Origin of the sequence: Alistipes ihumii AP11 (genome assembly GCF_025144665.1) — a bacterium.
GTDB classification, from domain to species: Bacteria; Bacteroidota; Bacteroidia; order Bacteroidales; family Rikenellaceae; genus Alistipes_A; species Alistipes_A ihumii.
Map to the genome: position 1 here is coordinate 2559855 of NZ_CP102294.1, position 23199 is coordinate 2583053.

At 61.6% G+C, this 23199-nt stretch carries 17 protein-coding genes; 11 read left to right on the forward strand and 6 right to left on the reverse strand.

Features of this window, described 5'->3' with window-relative positions; translation table 11 throughout:
- Positions 1 to 17: 17 nt before the first annotated feature.
- The 3 genes from NQ491_RS10350 to NQ491_RS10360 are packed head-to-tail and all read right to left on the reverse strand — an operon-like array spanning position 18 to position 3149.
- Positions 18 to 596: a 3'-5' exonuclease gene (locus NQ491_RS10350; protein ID WP_019245630.1), complete on the reverse strand. Its 579-nt coding sequence runs from the start codon at positions 594 to 596 to the stop codon at positions 18 to 20.
- Positions 597 to 609: 13 nt separating this feature from the next.
- Positions 610 to 2517, reverse strand: coding sequence for a RecQ family ATP-dependent DNA helicase (locus NQ491_RS10355; protein WP_019245629.1), 1908 nt, complete (start codon positions 2515 to 2517; stop codon positions 610 to 612).
- Entirely contained in the window at positions 2514 to 3149 is a 636-nt protein-coding gene (locus NQ491_RS10360) for a SagB/ThcOx family dehydrogenase (protein ID WP_026089603.1), read from the reverse strand. The genes NQ491_RS10355 and NQ491_RS10360 overlap by 4 nt, the downstream gene beginning before the upstream one ends.
- A 103-nt stretch (positions 3150 to 3252) precedes the next feature.
- On the opposite strand from NQ491_RS10360, the gene NQ491_RS10365 reads away from it, so the two are divergent.
- The 3 genes from NQ491_RS10365 to NQ491_RS10375 all read left to right on the forward strand — a co-directional run bounded on the left by NQ491_RS10365 (position 3253) and on the right by NQ491_RS10375 (position 7755).
- The gene (locus tag NQ491_RS10365) at positions 3253 to 4122 is read left to right on the forward strand and encodes an alpha/beta hydrolase (RefSeq protein ID WP_019245627.1); all 870 of its coding nucleotides are present in this window, start codon (positions 3253 to 3255) and stop codon (positions 4120 to 4122) included.
- A gap of 261 nt (positions 4123 to 4383) precedes the next feature.
- Positions 4384 to 5709: an acetylxylan esterase gene (locus NQ491_RS10370; protein ID WP_034282830.1), complete on the forward strand. Its 1326-nt coding sequence runs from the start codon at positions 4384 to 4386 to the stop codon at positions 5707 to 5709.
- A gap of 573 nt (positions 5710 to 6282) precedes the next feature.
- The gene (locus NQ491_RS10375) at positions 6283 to 7755 is read left to right on the forward strand and encodes an ATP-binding cassette domain-containing protein (RefSeq protein ID WP_034282828.1); all 1473 of its coding nucleotides are present in this window, start codon (positions 6283 to 6285) and stop codon (positions 7753 to 7755) included.
- 1254 nt (positions 7756 to 9009) lie between these two features.
- Here the strand turns inward: NQ491_RS10375 and NQ491_RS10380 are convergent.
- Positions 9010 to 12009, reverse strand: a complete 3000-nt coding sequence (locus tag NQ491_RS10380; RefSeq protein WP_019245622.1) for a PEP/pyruvate-binding domain-containing protein — start codon at positions 12007 to 12009, stop codon at positions 9010 to 9012.
- Positions 12010 to 12088: 79 nt separating this feature from the next.
- Between NQ491_RS10380 and NQ491_RS10385 the strand changes: the two genes are divergently transcribed.
- The 3 genes from NQ491_RS10385 to NQ491_RS10395 all read left to right on the forward strand — a co-directional run bounded on the left by NQ491_RS10385 (position 12089) and on the right by NQ491_RS10395 (position 14196).
- A complete protein-coding gene (locus NQ491_RS10385; protein ID WP_019245621.1) occupies positions 12089 to 13303 on the forward strand; it encodes a hypothetical protein in 1215 nt (404 codons plus the stop codon).
- Between the two features lie 69 nt (positions 13304 to 13372).
- Positions 13373 to 13816, forward strand: a complete 444-nt coding sequence (locus NQ491_RS10390; RefSeq protein ID WP_019245620.1) for a peptidylprolyl isomerase — start codon at positions 13373 to 13375, stop codon at positions 13814 to 13816.
- Positions 13816 to 14196 (forward strand): DUF3127 domain-containing protein, encoded by a 381-nt coding sequence (locus tag NQ491_RS10395; protein ID WP_019245619.1) that lies wholly within the window; start codon positions 13816 to 13818, stop codon positions 14194 to 14196. Before NQ491_RS10390 ends, NQ491_RS10395 begins: the two co-directional genes overlap by 1 nt.
- Positions 14197 to 14445: 249 nt before the next feature.
- On the opposite strand, the gene gdhA is transcribed toward NQ491_RS10395, so the two are convergent.
- Entirely contained in the window at positions 14446 to 15783 is a 1338-nt protein-coding gene (gene gdhA, locus NQ491_RS10400; RefSeq protein ID WP_019245618.1) for an NADP-specific glutamate dehydrogenase, read from the reverse strand.
- A 212-nt stretch (positions 15784 to 15995) separates the two neighbouring features.
- On the opposite strand from gdhA, the gene NQ491_RS10405 reads away from it, so the two are divergent.
- From NQ491_RS10405 to trmB, 3 genes are all read left to right on the forward strand, one after another.
- A complete protein-coding gene (locus NQ491_RS10405) occupies positions 15996 to 17504 on the forward strand; it encodes a PSP1 domain-containing protein (RefSeq protein WP_019245616.1) in 1509 nt (502 codons plus the stop codon).
- A gap of 67 nt (positions 17505 to 17571) precedes the next feature.
- Entirely contained in the window at positions 17572 to 17946 is a 375-nt protein-coding gene (locus NQ491_RS10410; RefSeq protein WP_157365664.1) for a gliding motility lipoprotein GldH family protein, read from the forward strand.
- A gap of 5 nt (positions 17947 to 17951) precedes the next feature.
- Positions 17952 to 18683, forward strand: coding sequence for a tRNA (guanosine(46)-N7)-methyltransferase TrmB (gene trmB / locus NQ491_RS10415; RefSeq protein WP_019245614.1), 732 nt, complete (start codon positions 17952 to 17954; stop codon positions 18681 to 18683).
- A gap of 189 nt (positions 18684 to 18872) precedes the next feature.
- On the opposite strand, the gene NQ491_RS10420 is transcribed toward trmB, so the two are convergent.
- Positions 18873 to 19694 (reverse strand): SDR family NAD(P)-dependent oxidoreductase, encoded by an 822-nt coding sequence (locus NQ491_RS10420; RefSeq protein ID WP_019245613.1) that lies wholly within the window; start codon positions 19692 to 19694, stop codon positions 18873 to 18875.
- A 140-nt stretch (positions 19695 to 19834) separates the two neighbouring features.
- On the opposite strand from NQ491_RS10420, the gene NQ491_RS10425 reads away from it, so the two are divergent.
- Both NQ491_RS10425 and NQ491_RS11315 read left to right on the forward strand, forming a co-directional pair.
- Positions 19835 to 21124, forward strand: a complete 1290-nt coding sequence (locus NQ491_RS10425) for a DcaP family trimeric outer membrane transporter (protein ID WP_019245612.1) — start codon at positions 19835 to 19837, stop codon at positions 21122 to 21124.
- A gap of 29 nt (positions 21125 to 21153) precedes the next feature.
- A complete protein-coding gene (locus NQ491_RS11315; protein WP_407651694.1) occupies positions 21154 to 22683 on the forward strand; it encodes an MFS transporter in 1530 nt (509 codons plus the stop codon).
- Positions 22684 to 23199: the final 516 nt, after the last annotated feature.

A 23199-nucleotide genomic window follows, 5' to 3' on the forward strand; every position in this document is an offset into this window, starting at 1 on the left:
GTGCGGCCGGGGCGCCCTTATTTTTTCAGCTTCAGATAGATCTCGCGGCCGATCCACGCGTCGGTCGCCGCGTAGAGTTGCTGGGCCGGGGTAAGCTGCTTGGCTTCCCAGTTGCTCAGGCGCTGGGCTTTCGATATGCGGACGCCGAGCACGATGGCCGCGAGCTTGCGCAGGCTTTTGTCGGTGATGCCGTACTCGGGCGCTATGTTCTGCAGCTCGACGAATCCGCCCGGGGTGAAATGCCTCAGTTGCCTGAGTACGCGGATATCGTCGCGGATGGCGACTCCGGCCTTGACGACTCGGTCCGAGGAGAGCAGCTGCAGCAACGGCTTTTCGAGCGCGATGCGGTTCAGCCGGAACAGAAAGGCCCGCTCGCCGGACGAGAGTTGCAGCAGCGACACCTTGTTCATCACGCCTTTGGTGAACGACGGGCGGGTCTCCGTGTCGAAGCCGATTATGTCGCATTCCGACAGGTACGCGCACGCGTCGGCGATCAGCTCGCTGCGGTCCACGACGACGATCTCGCCGGGGAAGGACCCCGTCGGGAGCAGGTTGACCGCTTCGCTGGTGATGCTGTCGGCGTACGTTTTTTCCATAGATGGCCCAAAGTTACCGATTAATCCGGAGTTTCCCATCCTCCCGCTCGATAATTTCGCCGTTGTCGAGCAGGGAGGTCACCGTGTCGAGAATGGTCGAGGCATCGCCTCCGAGGTTCGAGACCAGCGTCTTGACATCGGTCGGCCGGTTCTCGACGAGTTCCAGAATCCGCTGCCCGAGAACGTTCCTCCGCGAGCCGAGGCCGCTTTTGCGTCGCTCCCGGCATCGGTCGCAGATGCCGCAGGGAGAGGGTTCCTGCTCGCCGAAGTAGCGGCGGATGGCGATGCTGCGGCACTCGTCTCCGTTCAGGTAGCGGAGCATGGCGCCGAGCCGTTTCTCGGCCGCTTCCTTTCTCAGGGTGTAGCTTTCGGGAGATATGCGCACGTCGTCCGCCGGCAGGCGCTCCTCGGAGAGAATCAGCATCGGACTGCGATTGCCCGGAATGTACTTGACGATGTGCAGTTGCCACAGCTTTTTCAGCAGTTCGCGTACCTGGCCGGCCGTATAGCCCGTCAGGTGCGCGAGTTCGTCCTCGGCGATGGGCACGAAGTCGCTGAACAGGCCGCTGTACCGTCTCAGCAGCACCGTGATGAAGTGGTCCAGCTCGCGGCGGTCCACCCGGATGCGGTACAGCTCGTCGCGCTGGACGATGAAACGGATGCGGGGCGGGTTGTCCGTTTCGTCGGTCAGGACCATGTAGCCGTTCTGTTGCAGGATCTTGATCGACTGGAGAGCTGTCGGAACGAAAAAGCGGAACCGCGCCGCGAAATCGAACACGTTGAACGTGAAAGAAGCGCCCCGGCCGTCGCCGACGGCTACGCCCAGATAGTTGAACAGCGCTTCGTACACGCGGCGGATCGTCTGTTTGGAGGGGAAGTCGAGTTCCATGCGGCGCCCCGCTTTCGATGCGTCGTCGTCCGAAAGCAGCGTGACGGCGTAGGCCGGTTTGCCGTCGCGTCCCGCGCGCCCGGCCTCCTGATAGTATGCCTCGAGCGAGTCGCAGACATCGTAGTGCACGACGAAACGGACGTCGGCCTTGTCGATCCCCATGCCGAATGCGTTGGTTGCGACCATGACGCGCGTCGTTCCTCTGATCCACTCGTCCTGACGCACGGAGCGCATCAGGTAGTTCATGCCGCCGTGATAGAATCCGGCCGCTATGCCGTGCTCGTTCAGAAAAGCCGCGATCGTTTCGGCCTTTTCCCGGGTGCGGACATAGACGATGCCCGGGCCGAGCACGCTTCCGACGATGCGCAGCAGTTGACCGTGCTTGTCCTCGGTGCGCCGCACGACATAGCTCAGGTTCGCCCGCTCGAAACTCATGCGGCGGACGTGCGGCTTGCGGAACTTCAGGCGGCGCATGATGTCCTCGGCGACCTCGGGCGTCGCCGAAGCGGTCAGCGCGAGGACCGGCATGTCGGGCTGCAGCTCCCGCAGCCGCGCGATACGCAGATAGGAGGGCCGGAAGTCGTAGCCCCATTGGGAGATGCAGTGCGCCTCGTCGACGGCCAGCAACGACACGCGCATTTTCCCGAAGCGGGTCCGGAACAGCTCGCTGTCGATTCGCTCGGGAGCTATGTAGAGAAACTTGACGCTGCCGTACACGCAGTTGTCCAGAATGCGGTCGATGTCGCGCGGCGACATGCCCGAGTGGATCGACTCGGCCAGAATCCGGCGCGAGCGCAGGCGGTCGATCTGGTCCTTCATCAGCGCGATAAGAGGCGTCACAACGACGCATACGCCCTCCGAAGCCAAGGCGGGTACCTGATAGACGACCGACTTGCCGCCGCCGGTGGGCATCAGCACGAGCGTGTCCCGTCCGGCGCACACGTCCTCGATCGTCTCGAGCTGCAGCGGGCGGAAACGTTCGTAGCCCCAGTGGCGGCGGAGTGTCTCGAGCAGTTTTTCGCGCGGGATCATCGGCTGGCGGGGAGGCCTACGCTCTGAGCGAGGACGATATGCTGCGAGGCTCCGAGCTTCAGCGCGCGGGCGATCACGTCGCGGTTGATCGACATGTGCACGACGACGGCCAGTCCTTCGGACGCTCCGTACAAGTAGACGTTCTGCGCGATCAGTCCGGCATCGATGCCGGCCGTGACGGCCCTGTCGGAATCGCTACCGCCCGCCATTTTCGAGTAGTCGGCGACGTATACCAGAATCCAGTCGCATGTTTTCGTGTAGTCCTGCGAGTTGACGTCCCTGCGGAAGTCGCCCTCGGCCACGCCGACCAGTTCGTGTTCGGCCGCATCGTAGCGGTACGCGTCGCGGCGGCCGATCAGGTAAATATCGATTTCCTGACGGTTCAATGCCGAAGGGGCCGTCCGGCGGCCGTCGGGGCGATTGATTCCCCATGCCGCCCACAGCAGGTTCGACAACTGTTGTTCGTCCAGCGAGCGCGCGGGGTCCATCAGCCGGTCGGTCGCCCGTTTCGAAAGCGCCTCCATCAGCGGCATGCCTCCCGTTTTGACCGGGGCGGGCAGTTCGATGCTGTTCTGTTCCATAGCCATGGATGTTAAGATCAGGGCCGTAAAGGCCAGCAACACGGTTTTCATCCCGAAGTAAGGTTTTAGAGGTTATGGGACAAATTTACATTTTTTTCGTATCTTTACCTACTCGCAAAAGCAGTCGATGACCCGAATGAAACCGAATACTCCGATGAAAAGACTTTTCGCCGTATTGGCCGCCTGCGCGGCTTTTTGCTGCGCACTCGAGGCTCAGACTCCGCAGCCTCTCTATCCCGACGGCCCCGAGCGCTCGAGCGGGATCGATCCTGCGTCGACCGTCGATCGCGACGGGGTTCTGTTCAACGTGACCGTCCCCGATTATTACGTATTCCTGCCCGAGAGGGAGCGGGCCGTAGGACAGATGGTCGTTGTCTGTCCGGGCGGGGGGTACGGATGCGTCTGCTACGAGCGCGAGGGGCTCGAGGTGGCCCGCTGGCTTGGCGACCACGGCATCGCCGCTTTGGTGCTCCGTTACCGGATGCCGAACGGCCACCACGAAATTCCGTTGGAAGACGTGCACGAGGCGATCCGCATCGCACGGCGCAATGCCCCGTCGTGGGGCGTCGATCCGCATCAGGTGGGCGTCATGGGTTTCTCGGCCGGCGGACATCTGGCCTCGACGGCGTCCACGCATTTCGACGAACGGACGCGCCCCGACTTTTCGATTCTGATCTATCCGGTCATTACGATGGGAGAGCGATACACCCACATGGGCAGCCGCGAGAACCTGCTGGGCAAAGGATACGACGCCGGACTGGTCGAACGCTATTCGAGCGAGCGGCAGGTGACTCCGCAGACCCCGCCCGCCTTTATCGCGCTGAGCGACAACGACGAGGTGGTGCCGGTCCGTAACAGTATCCTGTATTACGACGCGCTCAAAGAAAACGGCGTACCGGCCGAACTGCACGTCTATCCGACCGGCCGGCACGGCTGGATCGGCCGCTTCGATTATTGGGACGAGTATCGCGCGGCCTTGCTTCGCTGGCTCGGCCAAGTCCGGGAGGGGAAGCTGACCGAGTAGTCCGCACGGCGGATCGGCCGCGTGAACTCGGCCATGGCTCGCATCCGCCCGGACCGGCTGAAGACGAGGCGCAGGGGGCGTTTCGGCGGAAGCGTTCCGTGCGAACGTTGTACGGAAAGGCGAATCGGAGTTGCGATATTCGCGCAAATTTGCGATTATTGCGTGCCCGTTCGGGGAAGGAAGCGATTTTTGCGCGGCGAAGTTCGGCCGGAACATGGCCCGTAACGGGATTTTTTGAAATCAATCGAACAGAGTAGAATCATGAGAAGAAACCTATTGCTTACAGCGATTTTGACTGTTTTTGCCGTCGCGGCGGTTTCCGCCCAGAGCCAGATGAACGAGGCGGACGGATACCGGCTGCTCGTGGCGCCCGACCGGGCCGACGGCTCGTACGGTCGGGGCGACGAAGTGCGCTTTTTGGTGTCGTTCGAGAAGGACGGGGCTCCCGTAGCGGACGGCGAGCTGACATGGGAGGTGACCAAAGACTCGTGGAAACCCAAGACTTCCGGCGTGGCCCGCGTCAGCGACGGACGGGCTGTGATCGGGGGGCATGAGCTCGACGAACCCGGCTTCTTGCAATGCCGCGTGAAGTTCGTTACGCCGCAGGGGCACGAACTCCGGGCGATGGCGGGCGCCGGCGTCGACAAGCTGCTGATCGGGCCCAGCATGCCCGAGCCGAAGGATTTTATGTCTTATTGGAAGCGCGAGCTGAAAAAGCAGGCGAAGATTCCGATGAATATCCGCCTGACTCCGGCTCCGTCGACCGATCCGGGTATCGCGGTGTTCGACGTGCAGGCCGACTGCGAGCCGGGGAGTTTTTCGGCCTATCTGGCTTATCCGAAGGACGCGAAGCCCGGTACGTTGCCCGCTATGGTGACGCTCAACGGCGCCGGGGTCAAGAGCTCCCGGGCGTGGTGGGCCGTGTCTTGGGCCAAAGACGGTCTGTGCGTGCTCGACTTCAACGTGCACGGCCTGCCCAACGGCGAACCCGACTCCTATTATGCCGACTTGGAGAACGGTCCGATGTTCGAATATTTCCTTTTCGGCCGGGACGACCGCGACTCGATGTTCTTTCACGAGATGGTCATGCGCCTGATCCGTGCGATCGACGTGATTACCGCTCAGCCCCAGTGGGACGGCAAGACGGTCATGGTACACGGTTGCAGTCAGGGAGGCGCTCAGGCCGTGATGGCCGGCTGTCTCGATCCGAGGGTCGATCTGGTCTGTGCCGAAATTCCCGCCATGTGCGACCATACGGGCATGGCGGCGGATCGCGCTTCCGGATGGCCGTTGTTGGTGGAATGCGACGGGGAGGGCGTGCCCGACGCCCGTCAGCTGAAAGCCGCGCGCTATTACGACGTGGTCAACTTCGCGCGCCATGTGACCGTGCCCACCTATGTGACGGCGGGGATCATCGATTCGCTCTGCCCACCGACCACCGTATATGCGATGTACAATCAGCTCAAGGGCGAGAAGCATATGCTCGAACATCCTACTACGGGGCATATCCTGACCTCGCAGGGCGAGGATTTCTCGCGGCAGGCCGTCCGCGAGTTCGTCCGGCGCGAGCGGGATGCCGAGCGATAGTTCCGGATCGTACGATTCTGTTTTTTGAGCGGCCGCTTCCCCTCACGGGAAGCGGCCGTCGCATTGGTCGCCGGGGCGAGCGCTGTCGGCCTTGGCCGAATCTTCGGCGCGGCAGGGAGCGGTCCGGTGTGCCCGGTGCGGCGGATGGCGAGGATTTACGTGTATGGTTTTGTCCCGGTATGCTGACGGGCGCTGTTCGGGCGTCGGTTTGCGGCCTTTGCGGAAAGGTCCGGAATCCGGCGGCAGGAACAATGGTTTCGGCTCGACGGGATGCGGACGGATCGGACTGAGCGGGCGCGCGGTTCGGCGGGCTGCGGGAGTCTCTGTGCATGGTTTGCTTCGGCATGCCGGCGGGCGCCGCTTTGGGCCGGTTTGGGTTGCGGATTTTTGCGGAAGGCTCGGAATCCGACGAAAGGACTGCGGTTTCGATTCGACGAGGGTACGGGCGTATCGGGTCGGAAGGGAAACCGTACACGATTATGTTGGAATGTGCGCCGGCAAAACCGTATTTTGTTCCGCGATCGCTATCTTTGCGCAGGGGTAGGGCGAATCCTGCCCGGAACGAGAACCGATATGGAAAATGATGGACGAAACCCCGTGATCTCCCTGCGGGGAGGCGTGATCCGGGACGAGAGCCGGCGCTTCCGCGAGCCGGTCGACTTCACGCTGAACGCCGACGAGCATCTGGCGATCGTCGGACCGAACGGCAGCGGGAAAACCGTGCTGGTCGAGACGCTGTCGGGCCTGCTGTATCTGGAGCGGGGCGAATTGCGCTACGATTTCGGCAAACCCGGCGGCAAGGCTTGCGATAACATACGCCATGTTACGTTCCGCGATGCGTACGGCACGGCCGATCGCGGCTATTATTACCAGCAGCGGTGGAACTCTTCCGACCGCGAGGAGGCGCCTCTGGCGTCGGAGGCGCTCGGGCGTACGGCCTGCGATCCGCGGTGGCGAGACGAGTTGTTTGCGATGCTGGACATGGACCGCTTGCTCGGCAAGCGGATCGTGCTGCTTTCGAGCGGCGAGCTGCGCCGGTTCCAGATCGCCAAGATGCTGCTGGCCTCTCCCCGCGTGCTCTTTGTCGAGAGCCCGTTCATCGGGCTCGACGCGGCTACGCGGGAGACGCTCGAGCGGCTTTTCAGGAGACTGACCGAGCGGACCGACGTGCGGGTCGTGTGGGTGGTCTCGTCGCCCGACGACGTGCCTTCGTTCGTGACGCATGTATACGTCGTGGACGACCGGCGTTGCGGGCCCAAGCAGACGCGGGAGGAGTTCGTGCGCGGCGAGTCGCTTTCGGCCCGGCGGGACGATCTGGCCGGACGCTATGCGAGGCAGGCTCCCGTTCTGCCCGAACCGCTGAACGCCGGGCCGGATTGCGACGAAGTGGCCCGGCTTCGGAACGTGACGATTCGCTACGGCGGCCGGACGATTCTCGACTCGGTCGACTGGACGGTCCGCCGGGGCGAAAAGTGGACGCTGACAGGCGCGAACGGCTCGGGCAAGTCGACGCTGCTGAGCCTGCTGTGCGCCGACAATCCGCAGGCCTATGCGCAGGACATTTCGCTGTTCGGACGGCGTCGCGGCACGGGCGAGAGCATCTGGGACATCAAGCGCCGCATCGGTTACGTGTCGCCCGAGATGCACCGCTCTTATGTGAAGGATATTCCGGCCGTCGATATCGTCGCATCGGGCTTTTTCGATACGATCGGACTGTACCGGACGCCCGACGACGCCCAGCGCGCCGTTTGCGAGCAATGGATGGACGCTTTCGGTATCCGTCCGCTCAGGGATCGCTCTTTCCTGCGGCTTTCCTCCGGCGAACAGCGCCTGCTGCTGCTCGCCCGGGCGTTCGTCAAGGACCCCGACCTGCTGATTCTGGACGAGCCGCTGCACGGGCTCGACTGCTGCAACAAGGAGCGCGCCCGGGCCGTGATCTCGGAGTTCTGCCGGCGTCCGGGCAAGACGATGATTTACGTGACGCATTACGAGCGGGAGCTGCCGGATTGCATAAACCGGCGGATGGAGCTTCCGAGACGCGGGTAAGCTGCCGGATCGGCTGCTTTCGTCGGAAGGCTCGGATGTCCGGCCGAACTGCATCTGCCGGTGCGCATACCGAGGCCGCCGCTGCGCGTAGCGCCGGTTTCCGGAACGGCTCGCAATTTCCCGGACGGGTTTGCTCGAATGCCTTGCAGACATAGGACTCGGACGTATTCCGCAAGGAGAAAAGCCGTTTCCGTTTTTCGAGCCGAAGCGGGACGTATCGTGGCAGCGTGGCGCGCTCGCGTGCCGATAGCTGCGTATGGGTCGGGAAACGGACGGGAAAGCCCGGCTATTATTATGCCGCCGATACCAAGATAGTTAAAAGCCGTTCTGCAAGAGCGGCTTTTGCTGTCGTAATTTCAATAGAGTAGTTGCCAGTCAAAGGTTGGCCATACTGGACGGCAGTCGATACTGCGATCGAAGTCGGGAGAACGGACGTCGGTTTGGCGTGAAGCGTCATATAGGGTATGGCGTCTTGGGGTGCGCGCGTCGCGCCGGCTTCGGCTCGGAACGGGACAGGGGGAGCGTTTCGGGTGTGGCGTTCGCAGAGGCGAATGCCCGACGGCCTTGTCCGATTCATGTGCCTTGTCTCCGTCGTGCGTCTATTCGGCGAATACGTTGCCACTGTCGGGAAACGCGAGCATGGCGGTAGCGAGACCGTTGAGGGGCCGTCGCGACCGCGACGAGGTTCGTCGGAACCGGCACGAAGCGCATGATGTCCAGAAGTGGCGTGCACTGCGCGTGAGGCGGGTCCGCCGAGGCATGCGGCCGGTCGTCGGATTCCGGCAGGTTCCGTATTTGGGCCGGAGGTCCGGTGTATCCTCTTCGGAACATGAAGACGGGACTGTCTTGTCCTTAGCTGTAGCGGAGGCGGCGCTCCGACGATGCGGCGGATCGGGGCCTCGCTCGGAAAACGGGTTGCGGCACGGAACGTACCGACCGTTCGGTAACCGGCCGTGGCCCGAGGCATGGGAACGGCCGATCCGGCCGGGACGATGGCGGGTGGCATAGATGCGGGCGGCGGTGCCGACGCTACCGTGCCGAAAACGCGTCCGGCCTGTCCGGGATCGCCCGATTTCGGTAAACCGCTGCTATCGCTTCGTCCGAAGGCCGGGTAAGTTACCGGAAACTGTCGGAAAGGCGAAGCCCCTCTTGCGGATCATCCGTTACGGTTCGCCCGTGTCCGGCAAAGCGGGTCGGATGACGTCGGCGGGCGTTCGGCCTGCGGAGCTGCGTTTGCGTAAGACCGGACGGCGCTCACCGGGCGGAGTCGTCCGATGCCTGCCGTTCGCGGACGATGCCCTTGTTTTTTCTCCCGTCGATATAAATATACAGCGGGGCGTCGAACCGGACATGCCGCACCGACTCGCTCTCGTAGACGGCCGGCATCGCGTCGAGCCGCCCTTCGTCGAACCGGCCGTCGCCCATGAACGGGTTGATCGTCAGGTAGCCGACGCCGAACGAGGTCAGATTTTGGAAAAAATGCGTGCCCTGACTCGGCTCGACGCGGAAGTTCTCCAGCCCGCACTCGACGATCACCTTCGCTTCGGAGATCGACGGCCACTTGACCGGTATGCCGAGCCACGGATCGCTCGACCCCCAGCGTCCGGGGCCGACGAGCACGTAGGGGCGCTTCTCGGAGCGCAGGCGGTTGTTCAGCTCGCCGATCTCCGAGGCGATCCGCTGCGTGCGCGAGGTGTCGAACGTACCGCTGCGGACGTAGACGACGTCCGTCACGCCTTCGATCGCGCCGAGGCCCAGCGCGCTTTCGGCGTAGATCAGCGCGTCGGAGGTCCGTACGCTGTCCCAGTCGAGCGACCGGGCGTCCTGCTGCTCGACGATCGGGCGGATCTGCAGAAAACAGAACGTCCGCTCGGCCCCGTAGGGGACGTCCATGTCGACGGCGAACTCCATTTCGACCGGGCAGCCCATCTCCTGCTCGCCCATGCGGAGCAGATCGCCGATGATCTGCGCGAGCGGGATCGTGTCGTATTTGAGTATCTGCGAGAACGTGATGATGCGCCGGCCGTCCTCGAACAGGCTGTCGGATATGCGTTGGTTCTGCATGTCCCAGACCGACGCGACGTGGCGCATGTTGCGGAAATGCTTCGCCTTGTTGATCTCGAAACGCTCCAGATTGACCGCGTCGTCGATCGACGTCTTGAACTGTTCGGGCTTCAGGTTCAGCGCGTACATTTCCCGCTGCGTGTCGCGCAGCGCCAGCTCGGGCGTTGAGAGCTGAAGCGCGTTTTTCGGGTAGCGGGGCGAAAAGCGCAGCGTCAGCCCGCCGTCGACGATCAGCTTTCCGAGCCCGAAGGCGAGGTTCACGATGCCGTCCTCGGGCTTCTCGTCGCCTATCGGGTAATAGTTCAGCGAACGGGCGACGCCCGAAACGGTCGGGAAATAGTAACCTCCGTCCTCCGATCCGCAGACCTCTTGGATGACGATGCCCATCTTTTCCTCGCTGAGCAGGTTGCCCGACGCGAGGATGTAGGCCCGGCTCGACGCGAAATAGACCGAGGCGTAGACGCTCTTGATCGCCTTGCCCAGCAGCCGCAGCGTCTGGTCCTCGTTGTCGGTGAGCGGGATCATGTAGGTCGAATAGATACCCGCGAACGGCTGATAGTGCGAATCCTCGAGTTTCGAGCTCGACCGGACGGCCAACGGCCTCGCGGCGTGGCGTATATAGGCCCGCAGGTCGTCGACCAGCGTTTCGGGCAGCCGCGAACTGACGAACTCCGACAGGATTTCCTCGTCGGTGACGTCGGCGTTGATGACGTATTGCAGTCCGTTGTCGCGGATGAACTCGTCGAAATAGTCCGTTGCGATGACGACCGTGCGCGGCAGCTGCACCTTGACCCTTTCGTAGCGGTCGTAGAAACGGTGCTTTTGCAGCATGCTGTTCATGAACGCGAGGCCGCGCCCCTTGCCGCCCAGCGATCCGTCGCCGATGCGGGCGAACCAGATGTAGCGGTTGTACGTGTCGCGGTCGAAGCGGGCGACGACGCCGTGTCCCTGCAGGATGCGGTAGCGGCGGATCGCGTCGGCGATGAACTCGCGCATCTCGAGCGTCGTGGCGAAATGGCTGTTGCGCACCGCGCGCATGGCTCCTGCGAGCGAGAAAAGCCCCCGCGAGTACATCCATTTCGACAGCCGGTTGCGCGAGGCGTGGTACAACAGAACGTCTTCGGGTATTTCCATGACCAGATGCTGCATGTCGCGCAGGTCTTTCGCGCGTCCGATCACCTCGCCCGTAGCGAGGTCCTTGAACACGAAGTCGCCGAAAGTGAACTCCTCGCTGATGTAGTCGCTCAGTTCGAGCAGCAGCGTTTTCGAGTATTTGGCGATGAAGCCTACGCCCAGACTCTCGGCCGTCGCGCGCATGCTCTCCTGAGAGGATTGAAGCAGGAACGGCATCTGCGGGTTGTCGGCCTTGATCAGCCGGCACAGATCGATGCCGGCGTCGAGCTTCTCGCTCGACGAGGGATCGCCCTTATGGATGACGAAGCCGACGTCCGAAATGACGCCCAGCAGATGCTTCTTGTATTTCTCGTACAGCCCGACGGCCTCGGTATAGTTCGTGGCCAGCAGGATTTTGGGCCGCGCGCGCTTGCGCAGCATCTGCTGCTGTTCGTTGAGCGCCTCTTTGAGAAACTCCTTGCTCTGCTGGAGCACGAGCTTGTAGATCGTGGGCAGATAGGTCGAGTAGTATTTGATCGAGTCCTCGACCAGCAGGATCGACTGCACGCCGGCGCCCAGAATGTCGCTGTCGGCGTTCATGCGGTCTTCGATCAGCTTGATGATCGTCAGGATCAGGTCGGCGTTGCCGTGCCAGTAGAAAATGTAGTCGATGCCGGAGGCGTCCTCCCGCTCGAGCCGCCGGTACAGGTCGCGCGAGAAGTTGAGCAGCAGCACGACGGGGATGTCGGGCCTCAGCTGCTTGATCTTTTTCGACGAGTGGAACACGTCCAGCTCGCCGACGTTGAACATGCTGATCACCAGATCGAAGTCGGGATCGTCCCGCAGCACTTCGAGCGCTTCGACCGACGAGCTGACCCTCCGGAACGAGGGCGGGTTGCTCAGGTTCAGCTCGATATACTCGCGGTTGATCTGCACGTCGATGCGGCCGTCTTCCTCGAGCGTATAAGCGTCGTAGCTGCTGCTGATGAGCAGTACGCGCCGGATGCGTCTTTGCATCAGGGTGCCGTAGTCGATCGGGCTCTGCTGTCGCGTCCTCTCTGAATCGTTCGCTGTCATGCCGGATAGGTTTGCTTCGGACAAACTTACGGATTTTCCCCGACTTTTCTTACCTTTGCGGAAACTATCGCGAAACCTTATGGCTGCATATACGTTGGAGGAAGTGACCTCGCGGCGCGCTACGCGCGAGTTTCTGGATCTGCCCAAGCGTCTCTACCGCGATGAACCGCACTGGATCTGTCCGCTCGATCAGGATATCGAGAACCGCTTTCATCCCGAGACGAACGAGTTGCTGCGCGACGGCGAGGCGATCCGGTGGATCGTCGTCGACGAGCGTGGCCGGGTCGTGGGCCGGATAGCCGCTTTTTACAATCGGGAGTTGGTGGCCGCTTCGGAATATCAGCCGACCGGCGGCTGCGGCTTTTTCGAATCGATCGACGACCAGCGGGTGGCCGACATGCTGTTCGACGCCGCGCGCGACTGGCTGAAGGAGCGCGGTTTGGAGGCGATGGACGGTCCCGTCAACTTCGGCGACCGCGATCAATGGTGGGGGCTGCTGGTCAAGGGGTTCGAGTTCACGCCGCTCTATGCGAACCCGTACAATTTCGAGTATTACGTCCGGCTGTTCGAGAATTACGGGTTTCGGAACTATTTCAACCAGCATACTTACCTGCGCGAGCTCAAAGAGGGGCTTTTCCCCGAGAACGTCTACGAGCGGGTGCGGCGGCTGAAAGAGGAGCCGCGCTATCGTTTCGAGCATATGGACAAGAAGCGGATCGATCAGTACGCCGAGGATTTCCGGACGGTCTATAACCAAGCGTGGGCCGGTTTCTCGGGCGTCAAGCCGATCACCCGCGAGCATGCCCGGGCCCTGCTGGCCAAGATGCGGCCGATCATCGACGAGAAGCTGATGTATTTCGCCTACTGGGACGACGCTCCGATCGGCTTCTTTCTGATGGTCCCCGATCTGAACGGCGTGATCGGACCGCTGGGCGGCCGCTTCGGTCTGGTCCAGAAGCTGCGCTTTCTGTGGAGACTCAAGGTAAGCCGGAAGGCTCGTCGCATTTTCGCGATCATTTTCGGAGTGGTGCCCGATTTTCAGGGCAAAGGCATCGAGTCGGGCATGATTCGCACGTTCGAGGAGGAGGTGGCCAAGGGGCTGAACAAGCGCTACGACAGCCTCGAGCTGGCCTGGATCGGCGATTTCAACCCGGTCATGATGCGTATGGTCGAAAATTTCGTCTGCGCGAAAAAGCACAAGATGCACACCACGTACCGTTACCTGTTCGACCGCGAGAAGGAGTTCCGGCGCGCTCCGCGCGTGGGCATGCGCCGCAAGGAGGAGCATGCCTGACGGGCTCGCTTTGGCGATAAGCTCGGAAAAGACTATATTTACAACGGAAAACCAAAAACGATTCAGATTATGACCCGAGGAATCATACATACCGAAAAGGGAGACATGACCGTCGAGCTGTACGACAACGAGACGCCGATCACGGTGGCCAATTTCTGCAAACTGGCCGAGTCGGGCTTTTACGACGGGCTGACGTTCCACCGCGTGATCCCCGACTTCGTGATTCAGGGCGGTTGCCCGCTCGGCACCGGAACCGGGGGGCCGGGCTATACGATCAAGTGCGAGACGTCCGCTCCGAAGCAATATCACGACCGGGGCGTGCTCTCCATGGCCCATGCGGGCAAGGACACGGGCGGGTCGCAGTTTTTCATCTGCATGAACCGGACGAATACGGCCCATTTGGACGGGGTGCATACCTGCTTCGGCCGCGTGGTCGAAGGGTTGGACGTGATCGACCGGATCCGCCGGGGCGACCTGATTCTGGGTATCGACATCATTAAAGACGAAGCATAATGGAATTGGAAGGAACCGTATGGAATGTCCTGCCGCCCGTCCGGGGAACGAGCGCGCGAGGGGAGTGGGTCAAACAGGAGGTCGTTTTCGAACAGCCCGGGGAGTTCAACCGCAAGGTGTGCGTCAGCTTCTGGGGCGACAAGGCGCAGGATGCAGCGACGCTGAAGCCCGGCGAGGCGGTGACGATCTCGGCCAACGTCGAGTCGCGCGAGTACAACGGACGCTGGTTCACCGAGGTGCGGGCATGGCGGATCGTGCGCAAGGCCGCTCAGCAGCCTCAGCAGGCGCCCGTGTCGGACGGCTTGCCGCCGCTCGACGCCTTCGCCGAGGAGCCGGTTGCTTCGGGCTCGTCTTCGGAGGTGGACGATCTGCCTTTCTAAGGACGGGGCGCCGACAGGATACATAGCTGAAACGGTACGAAAGAGAGCAACCGTATGCTCTCTTTCGTACCGTTTGTCGTTTCCGGCGCGCTTGCCGGCGCTTTGTCGGGTACGGATACGGGTTGCTTGTCTGCGTCGTGCCGGTTCGGAGCCGGGAAAAGAGCAGGCCGGGAGCGATATGAAAAGGTAAAAGGCTTGCCGCCATACGTCCCGGACGTATGGCGGCAGGCCTTGCGGTTTTGTTTCAGATCAGACGATTCCCTGTTCGGCCATGCTGCGGGCCACTTTCATGAAACCCGCGATGTTGGCTCCCTTCATGTAGTTGATGTAGCCGTCGGACTCGGTTCCGAATTCGAGGCAGGCGTGGTGGATCGACGACATGATCTCGTGCAGTCGCCGGTCGACCTCTTCGCGCCCCCAGTTCATCTTCATCGCGTTCTGAGACATTTCGAGGCCCGAGGTGGCGACTCCGCCCGCATTGACCGCCTTGCCCGGCGCGTACAGCATCCGGCGGCCGATCAGCCGATCTATCGCCTCGGGCGTGCAGCCCATGTTCGATACCTCGGCTACGCAGCGCACGCCGTTGGCTATGAGCCGGTCGGCGTCCTCTCCGTCGAGTTCGTTCTGCGTCGCGCAGGGCATCGCGATGTCGACGGGCACCTCCCACGGGCGGGCGCCGGCGTGGAATTCGGTCCCGGGGAATCTCTCGGCGTAAGGAGATACGATGTCGTTGTTCGATGCGCGCAGTTCGAGCATGCAGTCGATCTTTTCCGCATCGAGCCCTTCCGGGTCGTATACGTAGCCGTCGGGGCCCGAAATCGTCACGACGCGAGCTCCCAGCTCGGTCGCTTTCAGCGCGACTCCCCATGCCACGTTGCCGAATCCGGAGATGGCGATCCGCTTGCCCTCCAACGTATCGCCCGCGTGGGCGAGCATCTGCCGGACGAAATAGACGGCGCCGAACCCGGTCGCCTCGGGCCGCACGAGCGAGCCGCCGAAGGTCATGCCCTTGCCGGTCAACACGCCCGTATTCTCCCGGGCCAGCTTGCGATACATGCCGTACAGGTAGCCGATCTCGCGTCCTCCGACGCCGATGTCGCCGGCCGGCACGTCGGTCTCGGGGCCTATGTAACGCCACAGCTCGGTCATGAAGGCTTGGCAGAAACGCATGACCTCCGCATCGGACTTGCCGCGCGGGTTGAAGTCCGAACCTCCCTTGGCGCCGCCCATCGGCAGCGTCGTCAGCGCGTTCTTGAAAATCTGTTCGAAGCCCAAAAACTTCAGAATGCTCAGGTTGACGCTCGAGTGGAACCTCAAGCCTCCCTTGTACGGCCCGAGCGCGTTGTTGAATTGGACGCGGTAGCCGATGTTGACCTGAACGTTTCCCCGGTCGTCGACCCACGGGACCTTGAACGTGAAGATCCGGTCCGGCTCGACGATCCGCTCGGCGATCCGCAGCTTCTCGAATTCGGGATGCCGGTTGTAGACCGTTTCGACCGACAGCAGCACTTCGCGTACCGCCTGCAAATACTCGCCTTCCCCCGGGTGTCTGCGCTCGAGTTCGGCCAAAAGTTGATTGACGTTCATGGCTCGAAGGTTTTAAGTCGTAGTCAAATATAGCGATTTTGTTTTAAAATCGTTCGTCGTCTTGGTGAATTTTCTTCGGATCGTCATTCGGCGGGCCGATGCTTCCCGCAGGTATGCGCAAAACGGAGGCCGTAATCCGATACGGGCGGCGCCGGATGGTGGCAATCCCGAAAAAATAGTTACCTTTGTACATTACGATTAATTTCATTTTCATGGATTTCAAGGAATGCAAGAATACGGACAATACGCCTTGCGAGGGCAGCCTCGACGTCGGTCGCGGCTGTCGTTTCTGCCGCTGCGACGGCGAAGCGACGGCCTCGGCCTGCGAGGGTTGCTACAAGCTGCACTCGTTCAATTGGCTGGAGGATATGCCCGAGGTGTTTCCGACCGATATTTTCGAGGTCCGTTTCAAAAATACGCGCAAGAGCTACTACCGCAATGTGAATAACCTGCCGCTGCGAAGGGGCGACATCGTCGCCGTCGAGGCGTCGCCCGGTCACGACATCGGGATCGTCTCGCTGACGGGCGATCTGGTCGCCCGTCAGATGAAGCGGGTGGGCTTCAACCCGCAGAACGGCGAGTTCAAGAAAATCTATCGCAAGGCCAAACCCTACGATATCGAGAAATGGCAGGAGGCCATCGCGCTCGAACACGATACGATGATCCGCGCGCGCCGGATCGCCGCCGACATGAAACTCAACATGAAGATCGGCGACGTGGAGTATCAGGGCGATAAGATCAAGGCCATTTTCTACTATATCGCCGACGAACGGGTCGATTTCCGCGAACTGATCAAGGTTTTCGCCGAGCAGTTCCGTATCCGTATCGAGATGAAGCAGATCGGAGCCCGGCAGGAAGCTGGCCGTATCGGAGGGCTCGGGTCGTGCGGCCGCGAGCTGTGCTGCGCGTCGTGGATCTCGAGTTTCGTTTCGGTGACCACCAACTCGGCCCGCAGTCAGGAGATCTCGCTCAATCCGCAGAAGCTGGCCGGGCAATGCGGCAAGCTGAAGTGCTGCCTCGTGTACGAGCTGGACACCTATCTCGATGCGCGCAAGGATTTCCCGCGCGTTCGGGAGCCTTTGCAGACGGTCGACGGCGATTATTATTTGGTCAAGACCGACATTCTGAGCCGGACGATGTGGTTCAGTACCGACCCGCATTCTCAGGCCAACATGAGGCCGTTGGGCGTCGACCGGGTCAAGGAGATTATTCGGGCCAATCAGAAAGGGCAGAAAGTAGACCGGCTGGCCGACGTCTCTTTCGAGCCCGAGTCCGACGAGCCGACTTTCGCCGACGTCGTGGGCGAGGAGAGCCTGACGCGTTTCGACAAGCAGCGGGAGGGACGCCGCAAGAACCGTAAGAAGAAAGGCGGTCGCAAGGGCGCTCCTGAAGGACAGCCGCAACCGTCGGGAGCCTCTCCGGAGCAGCGTTCTGCCGCGAAGCGCAGGGAAGGGGAACCCCGCTCCGACCGTCATGCGCCGCAAGGAGGTCGCGGAGCTTCTGCGGATCGCCGGGGCGGCAAGACCTCCGACAGAAACAGACCGTCCGGACCGGATGCCGGCGTCGAAAGCCTGCCTTCGGAGACCGGACGCAGGGAAAGCGCTCAGCGCGAGGGCGGCTCCCGGAGGGGAGGACGGAATCGCAGGCGGGGCGGCGCCAAAAACGAGAAGCATGCGGAGCAGCAGGATAATTCGGCTCAGGACGGCAAGCAGGGCAGTTAGCCGTCGGTTTCTCTTTTTGGCGGCGTGGGCCGTTTTGCCGTCGTGTCTCTCGCCCGAACGCGCGTTCGTGGCCGATACCGATCCGGGCGGCTGGGCCGTCTCGGAGCCGGCGGTCGTGCGTTTCGACAATTCCGACACGGTGTCGGCCCGAACGATCGACTTGATCGTGCGCTATGGCCGCGATTTTCGCTACGATCGTCTGAGCGTGGCCGTTACGACGGTCTCTCCCTCGGGGCGGCAGCGGCGGGATACGGCGGTGGTGATGCTGCCCGACGTGTCCGGAGAGCCTCATGTCCGCCGCGATGCGGTCGGAGCTTTCCGCTCCGACGCCGTTCTGTCCGAAACGGGAACCTATCTGTTTTCTTTCGTTCCGTTGATGCCCGACCCCCTTGTGAAAGGCGTCGCGGCCGTCGGCGTGGACATATACCGATCCGAAGACTGAGACATATGGGAAAAGACAAGATCAGGCGATTCGAGGAGAACGCCACGTTCCGCTGCGTCGTGCAGCCCGAGTTCGAGGAGATATTCCGCAAGGACTACCGGCTCAAGGGCCGCTGGCGCGAGGACTTTTTCGGCAATCCGAATCCGATCGTGCTGGAGCTGGGCTGCGGCCGGGGCGAGTATACCGTTTCGCTTGCGGAGCGGTTTTCAGACCGGAACTTCATCGGCGTCGACATCAAAGGCGCCCGCCTGTGGAGGGGCGCCAAGACGGCTACCGAAAACGCGATGCCGAACGTCGCTTTCCTGCGCACCCGCATCGAGTTCATCGACTCGTTCTTCGCGCCCGGAGAGGTCGACGAGATATGGATCACGTTCCCCGATCCCCAGCTTCGCAAGAACCGTGTCAAGAAGCGGCTGACCGCGCCGCTGTTTCTCGAGCGCTACGCCCGTTTCCTGAAGCCGGGCGGGGCGATTCACCTGAAAACCGACTCGCAACATCTGCACGCCTATACGAAAGCGGTCGCCGAGGCCAACGCGCTGCCGGTCGAGGCCGGCTGCGACGACATTTACGGCACGGGGTTCGCCGATTCCGTGCTGTCGATCCGGACCACCTACGAGAGCCGTTTTCTGGCCGAGGGGCTGCCGATCACCTATCTGCGTTTCGGTCTGGGCGGCCGGACCCGTTTCGAGGCCCCTGCGTTCGCTCCCGACGAGGAACTCTGTTTCGGGAAAGGGTGATTTTCCCCTCTTCCCCTTTCTTATGAACGGAATCGGGGTTCCGTCGCCGGATCGCCGTTCGTTGCATTTCGTGCCGTGATTCTCATGGAATACGGGCTGCGGCGCTTCTGCGTATGCCGGACTTTGTTTGTCTGTATCGGCTGCCGAGGAATACTTCCCGGATAGGGCCGGTCGTCCTGAGTCGGCCGGCTATGCTTCACGGAGTGCCGTTTCGGATAGGCCGGCCAGTTCGGCTACCGTGGGATTGTGACTGTCCATACCTCCGTCGGCGGTGATCGTTTGCCCGGTGACGTAGCGGGCGTCGTCGGAGGCCAGAAAGGCGATCGTCGCGGCGATATCCGCCGCTTGTCCGAGGTAGTCGACGGCGTTGTGCTTGCGAAAGACGGAGCGGACGCTTTCCGGCAACGACCGCGTGGAGGCCGGAGTCAGTACCAGCCCGGGCGCAACGGCGTTGCAGCGGATTCCTAGCTTGCCGTATTGCGATGCGATATATCGCGTCAGGCCGATGACACCGGCCTTCGCCGCTCCGTACAGCGTGCCCCGGAAGTCTCCGAGCAGGCCGCCTATTGATGCCGTATTCACGATCGAGCCTCTGTTGCGGAGCGTCATCTCGGACAGCGCCGCCTGCGTCGTAGCCATGACGCTGCGCAGATTGAGGTGGAACACCTCGTCGAAATAGCCGAGGTCCATGTTCAGCAGGTCGAGGTCCCGGCTCAGATCGCTTCCCCCTACGTTATTGACCAGTATGTCGATCGTTCCGTACCGTTCGATCGTTCTGGCGACGATTTCCCGGCAGCTTTCCGTCTCGGAAGCGTCGAAGCGCAGCGCGAAGGCCGGGGCGCCCTCGCGGTTCAGTTGCTCGGCCAGCCGCTCGGCCTCGGGATAGTTGTAATCGGCGATCACCAGCCGTGCACCTTCGGCAGCCAGCCGCTCGGCCGTAGCCTTTCCTATGCCGGCCGCGGCGCCCGTCACGAGCGCTACGCGGCTTTCGAATCGTTTCGTTTTCATCATGGCGCAAGCGTTTGGTTCCGGTACAGGACAATAATCGTGCGACGATTCGCTCTCGGGCGCCGCATGCTTTGCGGCACAAAAGTTGATCGGGGAGGGTAGCTTTTAGCATCTGAAAATCAATTTTTCATAACGGATCGATCATGAGACATCTCGGACTATGCGCGACAGCGGCCCTGTGCACGCTGGCTTTCTCGGGCCTGCAGGCTCAGGTACTCAAAAACAACAGCCGTCCCGAAGTGATATTCATCAACCGGGGAGGCATCGAAATCGACTCGATGGTGACTTCGGAAGTCATAGAGACCTATTACTCGACTATCGAACGGGGATTCCGTCAGACGGGCCTGCCTCGCTTCATCATCGCAGGCAAGAACCAGAAGATGATTTTCGGCATAGGAGGCAATGCCGACATGCGGCTTTCTTACGATTTCGACGGCATCGCCGACAACCTCGACTTCGTAACGGCCGACATCCCCGTGCCCAACTCGCCGAAGCAGCGTCAGCAGATCCAGCTCGATCCGACGGCCTCGACCCTCTATTTCAAGGCGATCGCCGATGCCGGACGGATCGGGCCGATCGTCGGCTACATTCAGGCCGACTTCCGGGGCACGGGCAATGCGTTTGCGCTGCAAATGGCCTATGTCGAGGTGGCGGGCTTTTCGATCGGACGCCGGTTCACGACTTTCTGCGATTTGGGCGCCTCTCCCTCGACGGTCGATTTCGAGGGACCGAACGGCTATCCGGCCGTCTATAATGCGATGATCCGCTATACGCGCGCTTTCAACGAACATTGGTCGATGGCCGCGGCTTTGGAAATGCCCGATGTGAGCGCGACCTATATTCCGGGAACCAGCGCCGTCTCGCAACGGATGCCCGACATTCCCCTTTACGTGCAGTATGCATGGAACGGGGGCCGGAGCCATCTGCGGGCCTCGGGATTGCTGCGCGATATGTTTTTCTACGACGACCTGAGGGATAAGACCACCTCGCTGCTGGGCTGGGGCGTGCAGCTCAGCGGGGCGATTCAGGCCGGCAAGCGCCTGACGACCTACATGCAGTTCCTTTACGGCAAGGGCATCGCCGAGTATATTCAGGACATCGACGGTACCGGACTCGATATGGTAGCCAATCCCGAGAAACCCCATTCCATGCAGGCGCTTCCGGTCATGAGCTGGATCGCCGGATTGCAGTACGCGTTCGGTCCGAAGTGGCTCGCAACGGCCGCTTACAGCGGCGTAAAGGTTTTCGGCGAGCATGATTACCGGGTGCCCGATACCTATAAAATCGCCCATTATTTGTCGGTCAACCTGTTTTATAATCTGACGCCGAGCTGTCAGCTGGGCGCCGCCTATTTGTACGGGACGCGCGAAAACATGGACACGCAGCAGGGACATGCCAACCGTGTGCAGGCGATCGTGCAATACAACTTCTAACCGGTCTGCGGACCGCAAGTGCCGTTGCCATGAAAATTCAGACAGGAAAAGGAACTATCGCGCTGACGACGTTGCTGGCGATCTGGTCGGTGTCGATGGTCGTGTCGTTGCCCGGACTGGCCGTGTCGCCGATTCTGGGCCGGCTGCACCGCATTTTCGGCCATGCGACCGATTTGGAGATACAGATGCTGACTTCGCTGCCGTCGTTGCTGATCATTCCGTTCGTGCTGCTGGCCGGAAAGCTTTCGGTCAGCCGGAACAAGCTGCTGATTCTCTACACGGGGCTGATTATCTTTTTCGTCAGCGGGCTGTCCTGCCTTTTTGTCGGCGGAATGACTTCGCTGATCGTCGTCAATGGCATTCTCGGCATCGGGGCCGGCATGGTCGTTCCTCTTTCGACCGGACTGGTGGCCGACTATTTCTCCGGCCGGCCGCGCGTCCGGCAGCTCGGGATCAGCTCGGCGATCAGCAACGTGACGCTCGTGCTGGCCACGTCGCTGACCGGCTGGCTGGCGACGATCGACTGGCACTATCCCTTTTTGGTCTATCTGTTGCCCGGCGTTTCGCTGCTGCTGACGCTTACCTTGAGAAAAGCGCCCTTGCCGGATGCGATATCCGTTTCCGCAGCGGATCGTTCTCGGACTTCCGCCGGAGAGTCCGATACGGCCGCTCCTGTCGCTGTCTTTCGGTCTTCCGGTTCTTCCGGAGACGGTTCGCTTTCGCAATCGTCCGTCGGGGAGGGGGGCTCGTCCGGTTCTGACGGTGCGGCTCGACGTCAGGGTCCTCAAACGGCGAAGGAGACTTATGTCGGGGCGTCGGTCGGTTCCGTTCCGGCCGCCGTGTCTCAGGGGGCTGTTTTTCCGCGCGGGAGCAAGGGGACGGAGCCGTCAGGACCGGCCCGGCCACAGGGTGCGAGGACACCGTCTGCGGCTGCCGATGCCGGTTCGGTCGAAACCGGCTGGCTGCACGGGATCGACCGCCGCCGGCTGGGAGGATTGATGCTGCTCTACTTTTTCGCGACCTATGCCGTACTGGTGATTTCGTTCAATCTGCCTTTCCTGATCCAGCAGTACAAGCTGACCAGTTCGGCATCGGGCGTGATGATTTCGCTGTTCTTTCTGGCGATCATGCTTCCGGGACTGGCGGTCGATCGGGTCATCGCGCTGCTGGGCAAGAAAACGATGTTTGTCTCGCTGTTGCTTATCGGTGCGGGCTTGTTGCTGCTGTACCTCATGAAGAGCGAGTTTTTCGTTGCGCTGGGCTGCTTTGCTACGGGGTTGGGATACGGGGTGATTCAGCCGGTCGTTTACAACAAGGCGGTCGTCACGGCTTCCCGCGAACGGACAACGCTGGCGCTGGCTCTCGTCATGTCGGTCAACTATCTGGCGATCCTGCTTTGTCCGTTCATCGTCGATATGTTCGCCGGTTTGTTTCGGTCCTCTTCGTCGGCCGATTTCCCGTTTTTGCTGAACGCGTTGCTGACGCTGATTGCGACGGTTCCGTGCTATCGTTACCGCGACGGATTCGTGTTCGGAATGACCGACAGCGATTTCGAGTAACGCCCGTAGGATCGTCTTTTTCGGCACGGCCTGTTCGGACTTTACTCCCGTGATTATAGCTGTTTTGGGGTGGCGGAATATAGGCCAGCCGAACCTTCTTGCCCGTTCGTCCGTCGTTCCGGCCGGGCCTGTTTCCTGCTGTGCCTGCGCGATGCGGACAGTCTCCGATTGAGTCGGAAACGACGTGCTCGCCGCTCATGGTCCGGGCCTGGCCCGAATGTCGTTTGTGAAGATGTCCGGCTCGCGTGCCCGGGTGAAAGTTGCGTGCCGAACGCGAACGGCTGTCGGAGCAGGCGGTTTCCGAACGGAGCGAAAGGCAATTATATATACTTCCATGTTCAAGCGTGTCCTCCCCTTCCGGAATTTCTATATATGTTAACCGCGGTTTGCGACCACGGGTACGTATCCGATTGGGCTTCTGCCATGAAATCCCTTCCGTCGGAAAAGATTTTTTGGGGGGGAGCCGGAAACGTCGGAAACCTGAAAGCATACACGGAAAAGTATATGATTGGGGAA

Excerpts from the sequence above, each read along its gene's own strand:
- NQ491_RS10350 (WP_019245630.1), bottom strand. The coding sequence starts at position 596 with ATGGAAAAAACGTACGCCGACAGCATCACCAGCGAAGCGGTCAACCTG.
- NQ491_RS10355 (WP_019245629.1), bottom strand. The coding sequence starts at position 2,517 with ATGATCCCGCGCGAAAAACTGCTCGAGACACTCCGCCGCCACTGGGGC.
- NQ491_RS10360 (WP_026089603.1), bottom strand. The coding sequence starts at position 3,149 with ATGAAAACCGTGTTGCTGGCCTTTACGGCCCTGATCTTAACATCCATG.
- NQ491_RS10365 (WP_019245627.1), top strand. The coding sequence starts at position 3,253 with ATGAAAAGACTTTTCGCCGTATTGGCCGCCTGCGCGGCTTTTTGCTGC.
- NQ491_RS10370 (WP_034282830.1), top strand. The coding sequence starts at position 4,384 with ATGAGAAGAAACCTATTGCTTACAGCGATTTTGACTGTTTTTGCCGTC.
- NQ491_RS10375 (WP_034282828.1), top strand. The coding sequence starts at position 6,283 with ATGGAAAATGATGGACGAAACCCCGTGATCTCCCTGCGGGGAGGCGTG.
- NQ491_RS10380 (WP_019245622.1), bottom strand. The coding sequence starts at position 12,009 with ATGACAGCGAACGATTCAGAGAGGACGCGACAGCAGAGCCCGATCGAC.
- NQ491_RS10385 (WP_019245621.1), top strand. The coding sequence starts at position 12,089 with ATGGCTGCATATACGTTGGAGGAAGTGACCTCGCGGCGCGCTACGCGC.
- NQ491_RS10390 (WP_019245620.1), top strand. The coding sequence starts at position 13,373 with ATGACCCGAGGAATCATACATACCGAAAAGGGAGACATGACCGTCGAG.
- NQ491_RS10395 (WP_019245619.1), top strand. The coding sequence starts at position 13,816 with ATGGAATTGGAAGGAACCGTATGGAATGTCCTGCCGCCCGTCCGGGGA.
- gdhA (WP_019245618.1), bottom strand. The coding sequence starts at position 15,783 with ATGAACGTCAATCAACTTTTGGCCGAACTCGAGCGCAGACACCCGGGG.
- NQ491_RS10405 (WP_019245616.1), top strand. The coding sequence starts at position 15,996 with ATGGATTTCAAGGAATGCAAGAATACGGACAATACGCCTTGCGAGGGC.
- trmB (WP_019245614.1), top strand. The coding sequence starts at position 17,952 with ATGGGAAAAGACAAGATCAGGCGATTCGAGGAGAACGCCACGTTCCGC.
- NQ491_RS10420 (WP_019245613.1), bottom strand. The coding sequence starts at position 19,694 with ATGATGAAAACGAAACGATTCGAAAGCCGCGTAGCGCTCGTGACGGGC.
- NQ491_RS10425 (WP_019245612.1), top strand. The coding sequence starts at position 19,835 with ATGAGACATCTCGGACTATGCGCGACAGCGGCCCTGTGCACGCTGGCT.
- NQ491_RS11315 (WP_407651694.1), top strand. The coding sequence starts at position 21,154 with ATGAAAATTCAGACAGGAAAAGGAACTATCGCGCTGACGACGTTGCTG.